Annotated in this window: 15 protein-coding genes and 1 tRNA gene; 6 read left to right on the plus strand and 10 right to left on the minus strand. The window is 66.8% G+C overall.

Annotation, left to right across the window (positions count from 1 at the left end):
• Window positions 1–67: 67 nt before the first annotated feature.
• The 4 genes from CDN36_RS07255 to trxA form a co-directional block, all read right to left on the minus strand.
• Entirely contained in the window at window positions 68–1264 is a 1197-nt protein-coding gene (locus CDN36_RS07255; RefSeq protein ID WP_287496354.1) for an amino acid ABC transporter substrate-binding protein, read from the minus strand.
• 200 nt (window positions 1265–1464) lie between these two features.
• Window positions 1465–2052, minus strand: coding sequence for a P-loop nucleotide/nucleoside kinase family protein (locus CDN36_RS07260; RefSeq protein WP_287496355.1), 588 nt, complete (start codon window positions 2050–2052; stop codon window positions 1465–1467).
• Window positions 2049–2426 (minus strand): cupin domain-containing protein, encoded by a 378-nt coding sequence (locus tag CDN36_RS07265; RefSeq protein WP_287496356.1) that lies wholly within the window; start codon window positions 2424–2426, stop codon window positions 2049–2051. The genes CDN36_RS07260 and CDN36_RS07265 overlap by 4 nt, the downstream gene beginning before the upstream one ends.
• A gap of 30 nt (window positions 2427–2456) precedes the next feature.
• Window positions 2457–3308: a thioredoxin gene (trxA, locus tag CDN36_RS07270; RefSeq protein WP_150555832.1), complete on the minus strand. Its 852-nt coding sequence runs from the start codon at window positions 3306–3308 to the stop codon at window positions 2457–2459.
• A gap of 215 nt (window positions 3309–3523) precedes the next feature.
• Here trxA and CDN36_RS07275 point away from each other — a divergent pair, with 215 nt between their 5' ends.
• Window positions 3524–6280 carry a cation:proton antiporter domain-containing protein gene (locus CDN36_RS07275; RefSeq protein WP_287496357.1) on the plus strand — a complete coding sequence of 919 codons (2757 nt, stop codon included), beginning with the start codon at window positions 3524–3526 and terminating at the stop codon, window positions 6278–6280.
• Between the two features lie 24 nt (window positions 6281–6304).
• Here the strand turns inward: CDN36_RS07275 and CDN36_RS07280 are convergent, their stop codons facing one another.
• Window positions 6305–7204: a pirin family protein gene (locus CDN36_RS07280; RefSeq protein ID WP_287496358.1), complete on the minus strand. Its 900-nt coding sequence runs from the start codon at window positions 7202–7204 to the stop codon at window positions 6305–6307.
• 273 nt (window positions 7205–7477) lie between these two features.
• Here CDN36_RS07280 and greB point away from each other — a divergent pair, with 273 nt between their 5' ends.
• Window positions 7478–8038 carry a transcription elongation factor GreB gene (gene greB / locus CDN36_RS07285; protein WP_287496359.1) on the plus strand — a complete coding sequence of 187 codons (561 nt, stop codon included), beginning with the start codon at window positions 7478–7480 and terminating at the stop codon, window positions 8036–8038.
• Between the two features lie 88 nt (window positions 8039–8126).
• On the opposite strand, the gene CDN36_RS07290 is transcribed toward greB, so the two are convergent.
• The 4 genes from CDN36_RS07290 to CDN36_RS07305 all read right to left on the minus strand — a co-directional run bounded on the left by CDN36_RS07290 (window position 8127) and on the right by CDN36_RS07305 (window position 12526).
• The gene (locus tag CDN36_RS07290) at window positions 8127–10547 is read right to left on the minus strand and encodes a RelA/SpoT family protein (protein ID WP_287496360.1); all 2421 of its coding nucleotides are present in this window, start codon (window positions 10545–10547) and stop codon (window positions 8127–8129) included.
• Between the two features lie 59 nt (window positions 10548–10606).
• Window positions 10607–10813: a DNA-directed RNA polymerase subunit omega gene (gene rpoZ / locus CDN36_RS07295; protein WP_039397582.1), complete on the minus strand. Its 207-nt coding sequence runs from the start codon at window positions 10811–10813 to the stop codon at window positions 10607–10609.
• 99 nt (window positions 10814–10912) lie between these two features.
• Entirely contained in the window at window positions 10913–11590 is a 678-nt protein-coding gene (gene gmk / locus CDN36_RS07300) for a guanylate kinase (protein ID WP_287496361.1), read from the minus strand.
• Between the two features lie 6 nt (window positions 11591–11596).
• The gene (locus CDN36_RS07305) at window positions 11597–12526 is read right to left on the minus strand and encodes a YicC/YloC family endoribonuclease (protein ID WP_174966367.1); all 930 of its coding nucleotides are present in this window, start codon (window positions 12524–12526) and stop codon (window positions 11597–11599) included.
• A 213-nt stretch (window positions 12527–12739) separates the two neighbouring features.
• On the opposite strand from CDN36_RS07305, the gene rph reads away from it, so the two are divergent.
• The 3 genes from rph to hemW are packed head-to-tail and all read left to right on the plus strand — an operon-like array spanning window position 12740 to window position 15323.
• Entirely contained in the window at window positions 12740–13468 is a 729-nt protein-coding gene (rph, locus tag CDN36_RS07310) for a ribonuclease PH (protein WP_150555720.1), read from the plus strand.
• Between the two features lie 2 nt (window positions 13469–13470).
• The gene (gene rdgB / locus CDN36_RS07315) at window positions 13471–14088 is read left to right on the plus strand and encodes an RdgB/HAM1 family non-canonical purine NTP pyrophosphatase (RefSeq protein WP_150555719.1); all 618 of its coding nucleotides are present in this window, start codon (window positions 13471–13473) and stop codon (window positions 14086–14088) included.
• A 5-nt stretch (window positions 14089–14093) separates the two neighbouring features.
• Window positions 14094–15323 carry a radical SAM family heme chaperone HemW gene (gene hemW, locus CDN36_RS07320; RefSeq protein ID WP_287496362.1) on the plus strand — a complete coding sequence of 410 codons (1230 nt, stop codon included), beginning with the start codon at window positions 14094–14096 and terminating at the stop codon, window positions 15321–15323.
• A 149-nt stretch (window positions 15324–15472) separates the two neighbouring features.
• On the opposite strand, the gene CDN36_RS07325 is transcribed toward hemW, so the two are convergent.
• Window positions 15473–17197, minus strand: coding sequence for an acyl-CoA synthetase (locus CDN36_RS07325; RefSeq protein ID WP_287496363.1), 1725 nt, complete (start codon window positions 17195–17197; stop codon window positions 15473–15475).
• A gap of 322 nt (window positions 17198–17519) precedes the next feature.
• Here CDN36_RS07325 and CDN36_RS07330 point away from each other — a divergent pair.
• Window positions 17520–17609: transfer RNA gene (locus CDN36_RS07330), tRNA-Ser, on the plus strand.
• Window positions 17610–17654: the final 45 nt, after the last annotated feature.

Genomic DNA, 17654 nt, shown 5'->3' on the forward strand with positions numbered 1-17654 from the left:
CATTAGCTTATGCGCCCCCCCCGGCGCGGGCCGGCTGCGCGCACGGCCCTCAGGGGGATCATGAGGATCATGAGCCGGCGGCGTGCGCCGCACCGGTCGGCAGCGACGCGTCGTGCTCGGCAGCCCCTGGCGTCTCGGCGCCCGAGGCGGTATCGAGGCGTGCGCCGGCCGCCCACAGGGCGACCACTTCCGGCGTGGGCGCGAGCCGGAGGTTGTGCCCGTAAGGCGGCAGCGGCGACTGGAACCACTCGTGCTGGAGCCGCGCCATCTCGCCGCTATCGAAGACGTGTGCGAGCGCGGCATCGACGCGCGCCTTGAACGCCGGGTCGTCCCTGGGCAGCACGAGCGCATACGACTCGGGTTGATCCGACAGCGCCGGCCCGACGACCTCGAAACGCTCAGGCGTCTTGGCGGTCACGCGTTGTCCTTCGAGCAGGACTTCGTCGAGCGCGAACGCCTGCGCGCGATACGCCCGGAGCATGCGAAAAGCGTCGTCGTAGTCGCGCGCCATGAGCAGTTGGAAGCCGACTCGCGCCTGCCGCGCGCGCACGAGTCGTTCCGCCGTGGTCCCCTGCACGACCACGAGCCGCAGGCCCCGCATGTCGTCGAGCGATGCAATGCCGCTGCCACGCCGCACCATCAGACGCACGCTCGACGCGTAGTACGGCAGGCTGAACGCCACCTGCCGGCTACGCGCGGCGGTCACCGTGGACGGTGCGCAGTCGATGTCGATGGCGTCGGCTTTGACGAGCGGCGCGCGCATCTGTTCGATCACGCGCACCGGCGTAATCGTCAGCGACGGCATCGCGAGCTCGCGCCGCAGCGCGGCGGCCACGCGCTGACACAGCGACCACGCGAGACCGATCGGCCGGTCGTGCGTGTCGACATACGAAAACGGCGCGGCGCTTTGCCGATAGCCGAGCACGATGCGTCCGCGTTCGCGAATGCGGGCCATGGTAGGCGGCAGTGCCGCTGTGGCGCCGGAGACCGGGTCTTGCGGCAAGACGATCCCGTCTTGCGGCGGGAGAACGCCGTCAAGCCTCGCTGTCGCGGATATCCCGGGCACCGTGGACTCGCCCGCGCGGGCGCCGGCCGGGAAGACGAAGGTCACCGTGGCCGCCAGCACCGCCAGCGCCGCCACCGCCGCCTGAACGCCAGCGCAACGCTGAAAATTACGCGCCGCGGCGCAGGCTCCATGGCGAGACGGGAACGAGGGCAAGGCAAAGGGCAAGGCAAGGAGCAAGGCAAGGGCGTAGGCAGGCATGAGCGTCGCGGGCAGAGAAAGGAAAGTCTCCCCACCTTAGCAACCGCACCGCGCCCCATTTCCGCGCTACCAAGAGTTTCGGAAAATTCCTATGCCGGCGCAGTTCTCAACGCAATTTGCGTCCATGTTGGCGTCCATGTTGGCGTCCATTTTGGCGTCTATTTTTGAAGACATCCGAACGCCCCACCAGCCGCTACGTGTCAACGGGTCTGGGCGAGCAGCGCCTGCAACAGCCGCTCGTCGTCCTCCGGCGTGGGCGCCGTGTTGTCGAAACGCGCGAAGCCAGGGAAAGCCGACGGCGGCGGCAGGATCCGGCGGACGCGATATTCGTCCCAGTGGGCGAGCTTGTATGCGTCGTTCGGATTGCCGCGGCGCTCGATGCGGGCCTTCGCGTGGGCCTCGTCGAGATCGACCCAGACCACGTGCACGCTCACGTCGTCGTCCACGCCAAGCCAGGCGCGATCGAACAGCAGCCCCTCGCGCAGTTCGCGCGAGAGCGGCCCGACCACGAGCACGTTCACGCCCAGATGCAGGTTCTCGCGCGCCGTCTCCAGCAATCCGGCGTACTCGGGCTCGCGCAGCGTCTGCAGATACAACGGGCTGTCGCGATCGTTCGGATTGCCCGTGAGCGCGCCCATCACCGCCGCGCTGTAACCGCCGTAAAGCGTGTCCTTGTCGAGCAAGCAGAACGCCTCGCCGCTGCGCTCGATGAGCGGACGGATCAGGCGCTTGGCGAGCGTCGTCTTGCCCGCTCCCGAGTGGCCGCAGAAGAAAATCAGTCGTGTCATGACGCCGCCTTGCGCTCGAACATCACGAAGTGCTTGCGCACCGGCTCCACCACTTCGAAGACACCTTCGAAGCCGGCGGGAATCACGCACGCGTCACCCGGGCCGAACTCCGCGGCGTTGCCGGCGAGGTCGCTGATGCGAATGCGCCCTTCGATCACCGAAAAATACTCCTGCCGATGCGGGCCGAACGCAATGCGCCACGCGCCCGGCTCGCAGGTCCATTCGCCACAATCGAACTCGCCGAGGGCGTCCGTATAGAAAGGACGCGTGACGCGCTGCGGGTTGCCGCTCACGCGGCGCGCTTCGGCAGGATGATCGAACACGGGCTCTCCCGCCTGGGCGGGCGCAAACGTAATGAGAGAAGGCGTAGTCATCGGCATGGGTTCGGTGAGGGAGTCGGGGCGTCAGTTCAGTGCGGCGCTGAGCTTGCGGCGCCAGGCGGAGACGGTCGCCGGGTCGGTGCCGGACAGCGCGTCGAAAATCGCCAGCATCGACTTGCGTGCGGCGTCATCAGCAAACGAGCGGTCGCGCTGCACGATCTCGAGGAGCGCCTGCAACGCCGGTTCGTAGGCGCGCTCGGCGAGATAGCGATTGGCGAGGTCGAGGCGCGCCTGCAGGTTGTCGGGCTCGGCCTGCACGCGCCGGAGCAGATCCTGCGCGGGCGGCAGATGGCTCGCCCGCTCGGCGGCTTCGATGCGCGTCGTCAGCGCGGCAATGCGCGCGTCGCCGCTCGCCGCGGTGCGCGGCGAGAGCAATGTCAGCTCCGTGCGCGCAGCCTGCGCGTCGCCCATGCCGAGCAGCACGTCGACCAGATCGAGGCGCACGTCGTCATGCGCGGGATCGAGCGCCAGGGCCGCCTGCAGCGCGTCGCGCGCGGCTTCGGGGCGGCCCTCGGCAAGCGCCTCGCGCGCCACCCGGCGCGCCATCTCCGCCGGATTCGGCACGATGCGCTCGATGAACGCGCGCAGTTGGCCTTCGGGCAAGGCGCCCACGAACTGGTCGACGGGCTCGCCGTCGACGAACGCCACCACCGTGGGCAGACTGCGCACGCCATACTCGGCGCAGAGCTGGGCGTTTTCATCGGCATTGACCTTCACGAGACGAATGCGCCCCTGCGCTTCGGCTTCGAGCTTCTCGAGCAGCGGGCCGAGCACGTTGCACGGGCCGCACCACGGGGCCCAGAAGTCGGCCAGCACCGGCACCTGATGCGAGACGGCCAGCACGTCTGCGTCGAAACTGGCGAGGTTGGTATCGATCATATGACCTATCGAGCGTGGTAAATTGCGTGAACCGCGGTCGGTATTCGTCGCCGGCGCCATTGGCGCGGCCCCGGCGACGTTCCCCCCGACACGGCGGCGTATGTTACGCATGGTAATCGCAATCCGGGCAAATCCGGGCAATTCGGTAGGGACGCACTCCGGCGCGCGGGGTTCCCGCGTCGCAGAGCATTCCACGACGGGCGGGGAGGCACATGCACGCAGGACATGGCACGGCGATCTTTTTCACCCAACTGCTCTTGCTGGTACTCGCCGGCCGCCTGCTCGGCGAGGTGATGCAGCGCCTGCGCCAGCCGGCCGTCATGGGACAGTTGCTCGCGGGCGTGCTGCTCGGCCCGTCCGTCTTCGGCGCCCTGCTGCCCGCCTGGCAACACGCCGTCTTTCCCGATAACGAAACGCAGAAGAAGATGCTCGACGCCGTGTCCGAGCTCGGCGTGCTGCTGCTCCTGCTCTCGACCGGCCTGGAGACCGACCTCGGTCTCGTGCGGCGCATGAAGCGCATGGCGATCTTCGCGTCCGCGGGCGGCATGATCCTGCCGTTTGTCTGCGGCTTCGCGCTCGGCTGGCACCTGCCCGACGCGCTGCTTCCCCACCCTGAAGCGAGGCTCGTCACCTCGCTCTTTCTTGGCACCGCGCTGTCGATCTCGTCGGTGAAGGTCGTGGCGATGGTCATTCGCGAGGTCGATTACCTGCGCCGCAACATCGGCCAGATCATTCTGGCGGCCGCCATTCTGGACGATACGACCGGGTGGATCATCATCGCCGCCATTGCCGGTCTGGGTGCGAGCGGCTCGATCGACGTGGGCCACCTCTCCTTCAGCCTTGGCGGCACCGTACTCTTCATCGCCCTGTGCTTCACCGTGGGCAAGCGCGCGGTGGCCGTGGCGATCCGCTGGACCAACGACCGCTTCATCATCGAGATGCCGGTGCTCAGCGCGATTCTCGTCATCACGTTCGTGCTCGCGCTCGCCACCGACAAGCTCGGCGTGCACACCGCGCTCGGGGCCTTCATGGCGGGCGTCATGATCGGGCAGTCGCCGATCCTCACCGAGCAGATCGAAGCGCAGTTGCGCGGGCTCATCGTGGCGCTCTTCGCGCCCGTCTTCTTTGGCGTGGCGGGCCTGTCGGTCGACCTCACGATCCTGCTCGACTGGCGCATGCTGGGCCTCGTGGCGGGCCTGATCCTGATCGCGAGTGTCGGCAAGTTCACCGGCTGTTTCGTCGGCGGGCGCCTGGGCGGCATGTCCGGCGCCGAAGCGCTTGCGCTCGCGACCGGCATGAACGCGCGCGGTTCCACGGAAATCATCGTGGCGAGCATCGGGCTCTCGCTCGGCGTGTTGAGCAAGGACCTGTTCACGATGATCGTGATCATGGCGCTCATCACCACGCTCATCATGCCGCCGGTGCTGCGCCGCGCACTGGTGCGCATTCCGCTCTCCGAGCAGGAAAAGGCGCGCCTCGAGAAGGAGGCCGCCGAGGAGCGCGACTTCCTGCCTCACGTGGAACGCATTCTCGCCGCGGTCGACGGCAGCGCCAACGGCCGCTTCGCCGCCTGGATCGCCGGGCTGACGGCCGGCGTGCGCGGCACGCTCACCACCGTGCTCGCCCCCACACCGGCCGAGACCGACGGCGGTAGAACGGCGCGCGAGGTGAGCGAGGCGGTCGACAACGAAACGGCATCGGGGCCACGCAGGCATGGCGGCAGCGGAGAAGCGGCGCGCGAGGAAGGTGAGGACGGCAAGGCCGGGGGGGCTGGCGGGGCCGACGAGGAAGGCGCGGGGCGTGACGCTTACGAGATTGCGCTGGCCGCCGCCCGGCTCGCCCTGCCCCGCGCGCCCGGCACGCCGGGCGTGGAGGAAGACAAGCCCCGCGACGACGCCCGCGAGGCGGCGCGGCTGGTGCTGCGCGAGCGCACCGGCAAGCCGCCGCCGAAGTCGCCCGAATTGCCGCATGGGCCCGTGAAGGAGGTCGAAGACATCGAGGCAAACGCCGAGGGAAAAACCTCGGGCGCATCGAATGGTGCGTCGAATGGCGGGTCGACGGGTGCGTCGAATGGCGGGTCGAGGGGCGACGGGAAAGACGACGGCGAGAAAAGCGACCACGAGAAAAGCGACCACGGGAAAAGCGACCACGAGAAACACGGCAAGAACCGCAAGGACCGCGGCGAGCGCCGCGACGGTGGCGGCGCAGACCACGCGCCCAGGCTCGAGCCCGTCGGCGAAGCCCATGATGACAAGCGCGTGAGCCAGGCCAGGCACGAAGGTGAATTCGTCATGAGCGATCCGTCCGACGCCGCTCGCGAGCAAAAGGCGTCACAGCCGGAGAACAGCCACGAGGCCACACGCATCTCCGACGAGATTGCCAAAGGCTACGGTTTCGTGATCGCCGGCTTCGATGCGCCGGGCCAGGAATCCGAATCCGACGTCCCGCCCCTGCCGCTACCCACCGGCGTGCTACCGCTCACGAAGGCGTTCGATGGCGCCATCGCCATCGTGCTCGCGCATGGCGAGCACGCCCGTCAGCCGGACGCGCCGCTCGACATCCTTGTCCCGGTCTCCGGCACCGACTATTCGCGCCACGCCGCCGAGCTCGCGATTACGCTGGCGCGCGCGGCCAACGCGCCGGTCACGGCGCTGCACGTGTCGGCGCGCGCCGCCCCCGGCATGCTGCACCGGCGCTGGCGGCCGCGCGCGCTGCGCCCGGACGCCGCGCAAGCGGCCATGCTGGAAAACCTGCACGCGCTGGCCGAGCGCAACGGCGTGTCATTGCGCACGCGCCTGCTCGCCGGCGGCAAGGTGGAAGACGCGGTGCTGCACCAGATCGGCCACGGCAAGCACAATCTGCTCGTGCTCGGCGTGCAGCCCCGCTTTGGCGATCGGCTGAACTTCGGCAGCATCTCGCACCGCCTGCTGGAAGAACGCCGCTGCTCCGTGATCGTATTAAGCGCGTGAGCGGCGCCGGTTCCGCGCCCGCGCCTACTGCGCCGGAGGCTTGCGCTCGGGCAGCGGAATCCATTCCGTCTCGCCGGGCACCTTGCCCATTTCCTGCGCGCTCCACGCGGCTTTCGCCCGCTCGATGCGCTCGCGGCTCGACGAGACGAAATTCCAGAAGATGAAGCGATCGCCGTCGAGCGGCGCGCCGCCGAGCAACATCAGGCGCGCCGGCTTGTCGCCGGCGACGATGCGCACCTGTGCCTCCGGCGCCAGCACGCCCATGCGTTGCTCCGGCAACGTCTCGTCGTTCACCATCACTTCGCCCTGCACGGTGTAGACCGCGCGCTCGGGATACTCGGGCGGCAGCACGAACGCGGCGCACGGCGCCATGTCCACGGCCAGATAGAAGATCGGTGAGAAAACCTTCACCGGCGACGTCTCGCCGAACGCCTTGCCCAGGATCAGTCGCATGTGCACGCCCGGCTCAAAGATGTCCGGCAGAGACGCCGCGTCGTGATGCGCGAACGTGGGCGCGGTCTCTTCGTCCGCCTGCGGCAACGCCACCCAGGTCTGAATGCCATGCACGTCGCCGCCTCGCGCGCGCACGTCGGGCGGCGTGCGCTCCGAGTGAACGATGCCGCGCCCGGCGGTCATCCAGTTCACCGCGCCTGGCGTGATGCGCTGATCGCTGCCGAGGCTGTCTCGATGCCAGATCTCGCCGTCGAACAGATACGTGACGGTGGCCAGCCCGATGTGCGGGTGCGGGCGCACGTCCATACCCTGCCCGGGCGCCAGTGTGGCCGGGCCCATGTGATCGAAGAAGATGAACGGGCCGACCGTCTTGAACGGCAGACTCGGCAGGCTTCGCTGGACGGTGAAGGCGCCGATGTCGCTCAGGTGCGGCTTGAGCACGGCGAGAAAAGGACTGGAGGAACCGGTCATGGCGCATGTCTCCTGCGAAGGTCCGGTGTGGCACAAGGTGTGGCACAAAGTTTGGGACAAGGTGTCGGACGAGGTGTCATACGAGGTGTCAGACGAGGTGTCAGACGAGGTGTCAGACGAGGTGTCAGACACGGGGGATCGTGTCGGACGATTGTAGATGACATTCGGGCCGCCTTCCATGACATCCGAGGACGAGCGAAGCGCGGCGCTTCGCTCCTATAATGCAGGAATACCGAAACGCATACGCGCGCCCGTTGCGGCGCGCATGGACTTATGAACAAGGCTTTCGTCAAAGAAGACAACGGCGACGACGATGACGATCTCGACGCCAGCGCCCCCGAAATTCCCCCGGGCACCAAGAACTACATCACACCGGCGGGCTATCGCCGCCTCAAGGAAGAACTGCTCGATCTCATCGACAATCAGCGCCCCGAAGTGGTGAAGGTCGTGTCGTGGGCGGCGTCCAACGGCGATCGCTCGGAGAACGGCGACTACATCTACGGCAAGCGCCGCCTGCGCGAGATCGATCGGCGCATCCGCTTTCTCACGCGGCGCCTCGACAAGGCCGAAGTCGTCGACACGCGCCGCCAGGAGAACGTCGACCAGGTATTCTTCGGCGCCGAGGTGACCTACGCCGACGGCAAGGGCGACGAGCACACGATCATGATCGTCGGCATCGACGAGGTCGATCTCGAGCGCGGCCACGTCAGCTGGATTTCGCCGATCGCGCGCGCCATCACCAAGTCGAAGGTGGGCGACACCGTGCCGCTGCGCACGCCCGCCGGGCTCGAACAGATCGAGATCCTGGACGTGCGCTATCCGCCTTCGGAATGACGGTGAGTCGTCGGCGCAAGGGAAATCGTCGGGAAAGAGAATCGAAGGATCGCGCGGCCCGCACGCCTGAGGCGTGCGGCATGCCGCGTCAGTAGCTGCCGCGCTCGCGCGTGACGCGCATGGCGTGATTGGCGTGGACTTCCTCCTGATGCCGCTCGCTCGGGCGCTCCCGCGCCACGCGCATCACGTCCGGATTCACGCGAATGCGGCGCATCACGTTGGCCAGATGCACGCGATCGCTCACCTGGATGAGAAAGCGCAAGGTTGCCGATTCGTCCGGCACCACTTCGTCCATGCCGATGTGCACGATGTTCGCGTCCGATGCCGTGATATCGGCCGCCACGCGCGAGAACACGCCCCGGTTGTGACGCACCAGCACCTTGATGCCGACGTCGAACAGACGCCCCGGCTGCGGCGCCCATGCCACGTCGATCCAGCGCGTCGGATCCTTGCGATGGATGCGACGCGCGACCGGGCAGTCCGTCGTGTGGATCGCCATGCCCAGGCCAATGCCGATGTAGCCCATGATCGCGTCGCCGGGAATCGGCCGGCAGCACGCCGAGAACTGCACGGACATGCCCTCGGTGCCGGTGATGAGCACCGGCGGGCCGACATTCTCGTCACCGGTGCGCGGCGAATCCGGATCGTCCGGGCTGTCGGTGTCGTCGCTTTCCTTGCCGGACGTGAGCACTGCCAGACGCTTGGCCATGACCGCCGCCACGCGCCGGCCCAGTCCGATGTCGGCGAAGATGTCCTGCCGATCCTTGTTGCCCGTCCACTGCGCGAGCTTGTCCCACAGCTCCGGCGAGATTTCGCTCATCGTCAGGCCATAGCCCTTGAGCGCCTGCTCCACGAGACGCTCGCCGAGCTGCACCGACTCGGCAAAGCGCATCGTCTTGAGGTAATGACGAATCGCCGAGCGCGCCTTGCCCGTGCGCACGAAGCCGAGCCACACAGGGTTCGGCTTGGAATACGGCGCCGTGATGACTTCCACGATGTCGCCGTTCTTCAACTCGGTGCGCAGCGGCAGCAGTTCGTTATTGATCTTGACGGCCACGCACTGGTTGCCGAGATCGCTGTGTACGGAATAGGCGAAATCGAGCGCCGTCGCGCCGCGCGGCAGCGCCATGATGCGCGCCTTGGGCGTGAACACGTACACGGCATCCGGGAACAGGTCGATCTTGACGTGTTCGAGGAATTCGGTCGAGTCGCCCGTCTCGCTCTGAATGTCGAGCAGCGACTGCAGCCACTGGTGCGCGTGCTTCTGCACGTCGTTCATGTCGGCGCCGCCGTTCTTGTACAGCCAGTGCGCCGCCACGCCCGCTTCCGCGATCTCGTGCATGCGGCGCGTGCGAATCTGAAACTCGATCGGTGTGCCAAAGGGGCCGACCAGCGTCGTATGCAGCGACTGGTAGCCGTTGACCTTCGGAATCGCGATGTAATCCTTGAACTTGCCCGGCACCGGCTTGTACAGCGCGTGCAGCACGCCGAGCGCGAGATAACACTGCGCGTTGGACTCGACGACGACCCGGAAGCCGTACACGTCGAGCACCTGCGAGAACGACAACTGCTTCTCCTTCATCTTGTTGTAGATGCTGAAGAGCGTCTTCTCGCGGCCGAAGACGTCGGCGCTCACACCGCCGTCCTTGAGCGCCTTTTCGACGGCGTCGAGAATCTTGCCGACCACCTCGCGCCGGTTGCCGCACGCGGCCTTCACGGCCTTGTCGAGCACGGCGTAGCGACGCGGGTTGTAGTTCGCGAAGCTCAGGTCCTGCAGCTCGCGGTAGGTGTTGTTCAGGCCCAGACGATGCGCGATCGGGGCATAGATGTCGAGCGTTTCGCGCGCCACGCGGCGCTGCTTTTCCGTCGACGTGACGCCGAGGGTGCGCATGTTGTGCAACCGGTCGGCGAGCTTGACGAGGATGACGCGCACGTCGCGCGCCATTGCAAGCAGCATCTTGCGAAAGCTCTCGGCCTGCGCCTCTTCCCGGCTGCGAAACTCCATCTTGTCGAGTTTCGACAGGCCGTCCACCAGTTCCGCGACCTTCGGCCCGAATCGCTCGGCGAGTTCGGCTTTGGTAACGCCCTGGTCTTCCATCACGTCGTGCAAAAGCGCGGCCATGATCGACTGTGCGTCGAGCTTCCACTCGGCACAAATCTCGGCAACGGCAACGGGATGGGTGATGTAGGGCTGTCCGCTCTGGCGGTATTGGCCCAGGTGAGCCTCGTCGCTGAACTGGAAGGCTTCCTTGATCTGCGCGAGATCGCTTTCCTTGAGGTACTCCCCAAGCATGCCCTTCAGGCGGGCGATCGAAACGACCTCGTGCTTGCGCGGCTGCTCGGGCGTGGCGGTCGGACCGAACAGATGCCGGTACGACTGCTCGAGCAGTGCGTCGATGTACTGGCGTGTGGCGCTCTCGCCCTTTTTCTTCTTGCGCTCGGGCTTGGGCTCCCCCGCTTTGGGTTCATCCGCAGCGATGGACGCGGCCGGTGATTTCGCGTGACTCATACGTGTACCTGCGTCGTCGAGCGGCCCGGAACGTCACATCGCATCAGTGCAGTCTCCGATCAGAGCGGCACTTTCTTGAGCATCTCGATGCCGACCTGACCGGCCGCGATTTCGCGCAGCGCGACGACAGTCGGCTTGTCCTTGTTGTTCTCGAGCTTCGGCGTGTGACCTTGCGCCAGCTGACGGGCGCGGTAGGTCGCGGCGAGCGCGAGCTCGAAGCGATTCGGAATTTGTTTCAGGCAGTCTTCAACGGTAATTCGGGCCATAAGGAGGTTCCTTCTCAATGTAAGGCGTATTCTATCGCAGCCGACGCACCCTCGCGCAAAACGCTAACGCCGCACGCGGGCGCATCGTGCAATGATCGGTTACTCGTCTTCCTGGGGCGAATGAATGCCCAGTTCGACGAACAATTGCTCGTGGCGCGCACGCTGCGAAGCGAAGCGCAGACGCGTGGCCGTGACCACCGACTGGAGCTCGGCCAGCGCGCGCTGGAAGTCTTCGTTGATGATGATGAAGTCGGCCTCCGGCGCATGCGCCATCTCGCCGCCGGCGGCGAGCAGGCGTCGCGTGATCACGTTCGGCTCGTCCTGGCCGCGCTTTTTCAGACGCTCCTCGAGCGCGGCGATCGACGGCGGCAGAATGAAGATGCCGACCGCGTTGGTGAAGCGCTTGCGCACCTGTTGCGCGCCTTGCCAGTCGATCTCGAGCAGCACGTCGTGGCCGTCGCGCATCTGCTCTTCGATCCACACGCGCGAGGTGCCGTAGTAATTGCCATGCACTTCGGCGCTCTCGAGAAACTCTCCCTGCTTGCGACGCGCCAGGAACTCCTCCGTCGTCAGGAAGTGATACTGCACACCGTTGTGCTCGCCGGGGCGAGGCGCGCGCGTGGTGCTCGAAATCGACAGGCGAATTTCGGCGTCCTGCGCGAGCAGCGCGTTCACGAGCGTGGACTTGCCCGCGCCCGAGGGGGCCACCACCATGAACAGGTTGCCGGGATACTCGGCGTGCAGGGCGGTTTGCGGGACTTGCGATTGCGCGGACATGCTGACTTACTCCAGATTTTGCACTTGCTCGCGCATCTGCTCGATGTAGAGCTTGAGCTCCATCGAGGCATCGGCGAGTTCCTTCGAAGCGGCCTTGGAGCCGAGCGTATTCGCTTCGCGATTGAGCTCCTGCATCATGAAGTCCAGCCGTTTGCCGACCAGCCCCCCCTTGTCGAGGATGTGGCGCGTCTCCTTCAGGTGGGCATCGAGCCGCGTGAGTTCTTCGGCCACGTCGATGCGCACGCCGTACATCGTCACTTCCTGACGGATGCGCTCCGCGATCTCTTCCTTGCCCGGCGCCGTGCTGCCTTCCGGCACGACCACGCCCAACGCTTCCTGCAGACGATCGACGATCTTCTGCTGCTGCCGCGCGATCAGATCGGGCACCAGCGGCTGCAGTCCGGCGAGGATCGCTTCCATGCGCTCGATGCGCTCGATGAGGCTTGCCTTGAGCTGCGCGCCTTCGCGCCTGCGCACGTCGACCAGTTCGCCGATGGCGGCGCGGCCCGCGTCGATCACGGCATCGCGCAGCGCGTCGGCGCTCACCGACTCCTCGCCGAGCACGCCGGGCCAGCGCAGGATTTCACCCGTGCGCATGCGCTCCGCGTCCGGAAACAGCTTGAGGACCTGCTGCTCCAGGTCGGCCAGTTGCCTGACCGCGTCGAGATTGAGCGCGCCGCCCGCGCCGTTCTCCGGGCGCTGCACGTTGATACGAATATCGACCTTGCCGCGCGAGAGCTTGCCAGTGAGTGCTTCGCGCAGCACCGGCTCGCACGCACGCGCTTCTTCGGGCATGCGAAATGCCAGGTCGAGAAAGCGCGAGTTGACCGTGCGCAATTCGACCGACACGCTCGCGCCTGCGGCTCCATCGGCATGCGCAATGTCGCGCGTGACGCTGGCGTAGCCGGTCATACTGTAGAGGTTGTTGTCTTTCATCGGGGTGACCGGCACCACCGGCCCGTGACGGTTTGCCAGCGGGACGAAGCAGTAACCGGATTCGCATGCAATGGATGAAACGGGATTATCGCATTTTCCGGCCCGGGCGCGCCGGGAAGCGCCCGCGGCGCCGGGCCGTGCCGCCAAGCCGGGCGCATTTAGCGATACCATTCGGGTATTGCCGAATCCATTCCCCTCGCAGGACACTCACTCATGACGCAAATCACCCGCGCGGACGGCCGTGCGCAAGACGCGTTGCGCCCCGTGCGCATCACCCGCAACTACACCCGTTACGCCGAGGGCTCCGTGCTGATCGAATGCGGGGAGACCAAGGTCATCTGCACGGCGAGCGTCGAAGAAAAGGTGCCCAACTTCTTGCGCGACTCGGGCCAGGGCTGGCTTACCGCCGAGTACGGCATGCTGCCGCGGGCCACGCACACGCGCGGCGATCGCGAGGCCGCGCGCGGCAAGCAAAGCGGCCGCACGCAGGAAATTCAACGCCTGATCGGCCGTTCGCTGCGCGCCGTGTTCGACCTGCAGAAGTTCGGCCCGCGCACGATCCAGATCGACTGCGACGTGATCCAGGCGGACGGCGGCACCCGCTGCGCCTCGATCACCGGCGCGTTCGTCGCCGCGCATGACGCCGTCTCGAAGCTGCTCGCCGAAGGCAAGCTCGACGCATCGCCGATCCGCGCGCACGTCGCCGCCGTCTCCGTCGGTCTGTACCAGGGCCAGCCGGTGCTCGATCTGAACTACGCCGAGGACTCGGCGTGCGACACCGACATGAACGTCATCATGACCAGCGAAGGCGGGTTCGTGGAAATTCAGGGCACGGCCGAAGGCGCGCCCTTCACGCGCGCGCAGAGCGACGTGCTGCTCGATCTCGCGCATGCCGGCATCCGTCAACTGATCGACGCGCAAAAACGCGCGCTGGGAGTCTGACGATGGCCCTGCAAAAGATCGTGCTGGCCTCGAACAATCCGGGCAAGCTGCGCGAGTTCGCCTCGCTGTTCGAGCCGCTTGGCATCGAACTGGTCCCGCAGGGCATGCTCGGCGTGTCCGAGGCCGAAGAGCCGCATGTGACCTTCATCGAGAATGCACTCGCGAAGGCGCGCCATGCCGCCGCCGCGACCGGCCTGCCGGCGCTGGCCGACGACTCCGGCCTGTGCGTGCCGGTCCTCGGCGGCGCACCGGGCGTCTATTCCGCACGCTATGCCGCGCGCGCCGGCCGCGAAAAGTCGGACGCCGCCAACAACCGCCATCTGATCGAGCAACTCGCGCCGCATGCCGATACGCCGGGCTATCGCAATGCGTATTACTTCGCGGCGCTCGTACTCGTGCGCCATGCCGACGATCCGCAGCCGATCATTGCCGAAGGACGCTGGGACGGCGAGATCGTCGACACGCCGCGCGGCGCGCACGGCTTCGGCTACGACCCGCACTTCCTGATCCGCTCGCTCGACCAGACGGCCGCCGAGCTCGATCCTGCCGTCAAGAACGCGCACAGCCATCGCGCACGCGCATTGCGCGTGCTGCTGGAAAAGCTGGGCCGGGAGGCCTGAGCGAGATGAGCGGTCCGAGCCAGTCCCCGTCGCCCGTACAGAACTTCCTGCGGCCCGGCAAGATCAGTCTGCCGGCGCTGCCGCCGATGTCGCTGTATGTGCACTTCCCGTGGTGCGTGCGCAAGTGTCCGTACTGCGATTTCAATTCGCATGAGTGGCGTGGCGAGGGCGGCGCGCAGGCGTTTCCCGAACAGGCCTATCTCGACGCATTGCGGCAGGATCTCGAGCAGGCGCTGCCGCTGGTGTGGGGCCGCCCCGTGCATACCGTCTTCATCGGTGGTGGCACGCCGAGCCTGCTCTCGGCGGCCGGGCTCGATCGCCTGCTCTCGGACCTGCGCGCCCTGCTCCCGCTCGACGCCGACGCCGAAATCACCATGGAGGCGAACCCCGGCACGTTCGAGGCCGACAAGTTCCGCAGCTTCCGCGCGAGTGGTGTCAATCGACTCTCGATCGGCATCCAGAGCTTCAACAGCGAGCATCTGAAGGCGCTCGGACGCATTCATGATGGCGACGAAGCACGTCACGCCATCGAGATCGCGCAGGCGAACTTCGACAACTTCAATCTCGACCTGATGTTCGCGCTGCCGAACCAGACGCTGGCGCAGTGTCAGCAGGATGTGGAGACGGCGATCTCGTTCGCGCCGCCGCATCTGTCGCTGTATCACCTCACGCTCGAGCCCAACACGCAGTTCCACAAGTATCCGCCGGCGGTGCCCGACGAGGACGCCGCGGCGGACATGCAGGACTGGATCGCCGAGCGCACCGCGGCGGCAGGCTACGGGCACTACGAGGTGTCCGCATACGCGAAGCCGCATCGACGCGCGAAGCACAACGTGAACTACTGGGAGTTCGGCGACTATCTGGGCATCGGCGCAGGCGCGCACAGCAAGATTTCGTTTCCGCACCGCGTGCTGCGACAGATTCGTCACAAGCATCCGCAACGCTTCATGGAGGCCGCGGCGGCCGGCAATGCGATTCAGGAGACGCGCGAGGTCGATGCACGCGACCTGCCGTTCGAATTCATGCTCAACGCGCTGCGGCTCACCGAGGGCGTGAAGACCGAGCTGTTTGGCGAGCGCACCGGACTGCCGGTCGCGCGCATCGCGAAGGCACTGGACGAGGCCGTCAGGAAGGGGCTGCTCGCGGACGATCCGCAGCGTATCGCCCCGACCGAGCTCGGACAGCGCTTCCTCAACGATCTGCAAGGCATGTTTCTCGATCGCGAGGCCACCTGACGCGGCGGTCATTCGCGCCGCCCGCACCGCCCACCGGCGGCGCCGCAGCCAACGTCCGCCGTGCGAAACAATGCGACGCCATCCGGCGTCGCATTGTTTCGCTGCCCCCTCCCTCGCTCATCTCCCACCCATCCCCGCTCATCTCCCGCTCATCCCCCGACAACCGTCCCCATCTCCCGGAGCGCCTTGCGGATGATCTTGCCGGTGACGGTCATCGGCAACTCCGGCAGAAAGACGACCTTGCGCGGATACTCGTGCGCCGCGAGCCGGTTCCTGACGAAGCGCTGAATGTCCTGCGCGAGGTCGTCCGACGGCTCATGCCCTTCGCGCAGCACCACGAAGGCCTTCACGATCTCGGTGCGAAGCTCGTCGGGCTCGCCGACCACAGCAGCGAACTGCACGGACGGATGGCGGATCAGGCAGTCCTCGATCGGCCCCGGGCCGATGCGATAGCCCGCGCTGGTGATGACATCGTCCGAGCGTCCGGTAAAGGTGATGTAGCCCTGTTCGTCGATGAACCCGGAGTCGCCGGTGAGCAGGTAGTCGCCGCGAAACTTTTCCATCGTGGCGTCCGGGTTGTGCCAGTAGCCGAGGAACATCACGGGGTTGGGCCGCGCGATGGCGATATTGCCGACCGTGCCGACGGGCAGCGGGTTGCCGTCGTCGTCGACGATCGCCACGGCGTGGCCGCGCACCGCGCGCCCGATCGCGCCGGGCAGCGCGGGAAACTCGGCCGCGCATGACGACACGACCATATTGCACTCGGTCTGCCCGTAGAACTCGTTGATGTCGACGCCGAGATGCTCACGGCCCCACGCCAGCAACTCCGGCCCGAGCGATTCCCCGCCGCTTGCCACCGAGCGCAACTGCAGCGGCCAATGCTCGCGCGGCGACGGGACCGCGCGCAGCATCTTGAGCGCGGTGGGCGGCAAGAAGGTGTTGCGCACGCCGTGACGCGCCATCAGATCGAACGCCGCGACCGGATCGAACTTCTCGAACCGGCGCGAGAGCACGGGCACGCCGTGGTGCAGCGCGGGCAGCAGCACGTCGAGCAGCCCGCCGATCCAGGCCCAGTCGGCGGGAGTCCAGATCAGGTCGCCCTCTTGCGGGAAACCGTTGTGCGACGTCTCCACGCCCGGCAGGTGGCCGAGCAGCACGCGGTGCGCATGCAGCGCGCCCTTCGGCTTGCCGGTCGTGCCTGAGGTGTAGATGATCAGCGCGGGCGCATCCGCCCGGGTTTGGACCGCGTCGAAGTGGGTGTCGCGCGCGGCGATCGCGGGCCACAGGGCGAGCAGACCGTCTTCGGCAACGCCCCAGTCCTGGTCCTCGGCCACGTGGTGATGCGCTTCGGGCAGGTCGTCGTGCACGACATAGACAAGCCGCAGATCGGGCAGCTCAGCGCGAATGTCGTCGATCTTGCCGATGCTCGCGAGGTCGGTCACCAGCACCGTCGCACCGGAATTCTGCAGCCGGTAGGCGAGCGCTTCCGGGCCGAAGAGCGTGAACAGCGGCACGGCGATCGCCCCGAGCTTGTATGCGGCCACATGGGCGACGAGCGTTGCGGGCGACTGGGGCAGAAAGATGCCGATGCGATCCCCCGTCTTCACGCCGTTGGCGCGCCATTCGTTGGCAAGCTGGTTGGATAGTTGCTTGAGGACGTCGAACGTGAGACGCACATGCGAGCCGTCGGCGCTCTCGTGTATGAGCGCGAGACGGTTGCTGCCGTCGGCCCACTTGTCACAGACGTCGACGCCGATGTTGAACATCGTCGGGATCTGCCAGCTGAAGCCGCCGGCAGGGCAATCGACGAGGCGTTGGCCGCCGGCGTCTGAAGACGTCTCGTGGGCGGGGGTACGGGAGGTGTCGGCATCCATGCGCTGTCTCCGGGTCATGTCTGGCCTCGCACGGTGCGCGAAGGGCGTTCACCGCACGTCTTCAAGCATGATGCATGCCGGGCGCGGACAAGACAAGGGGCGAGGGCAAACTCGCGACAATCAGCGCAACGTGAAGCGATCTGGATGAGCTGAAGGCTTCATCAAGGCTTCACATGGCGCAATGAGCGGGTATAATGCGCGCTGCCGTGCGGTACCGCTGTGCGCCGGAAGTCCGGCGCCGATTCTCCCGGACCGCGCGCATCCCAGGCCGTCGCTCGAGACGGCATCTCCTGCCGCGACGCTGCGTCGCGCGCAACGCCCCGGAGGCGTGCCAGAGTGGTTTAATGGACTGGTCTTGAAAACCAGCGAAGGGGCAACCCTTCCGTGAGTTCGAATCTCACCGCCTCCGCCAGAACCCCGTTCGATGCGCGAGCCCGCGCGCGAGCCATGGTGCCCA

The sequence above is a fragment of the Pandoraea sp. CB10b_02 genome, assembly GCF_002216225.1.
GTDB lineage: Bacteria > Pseudomonadota > Gammaproteobacteria > Burkholderiales > Burkholderiaceae > Pandoraea > Pandoraea nosoerga.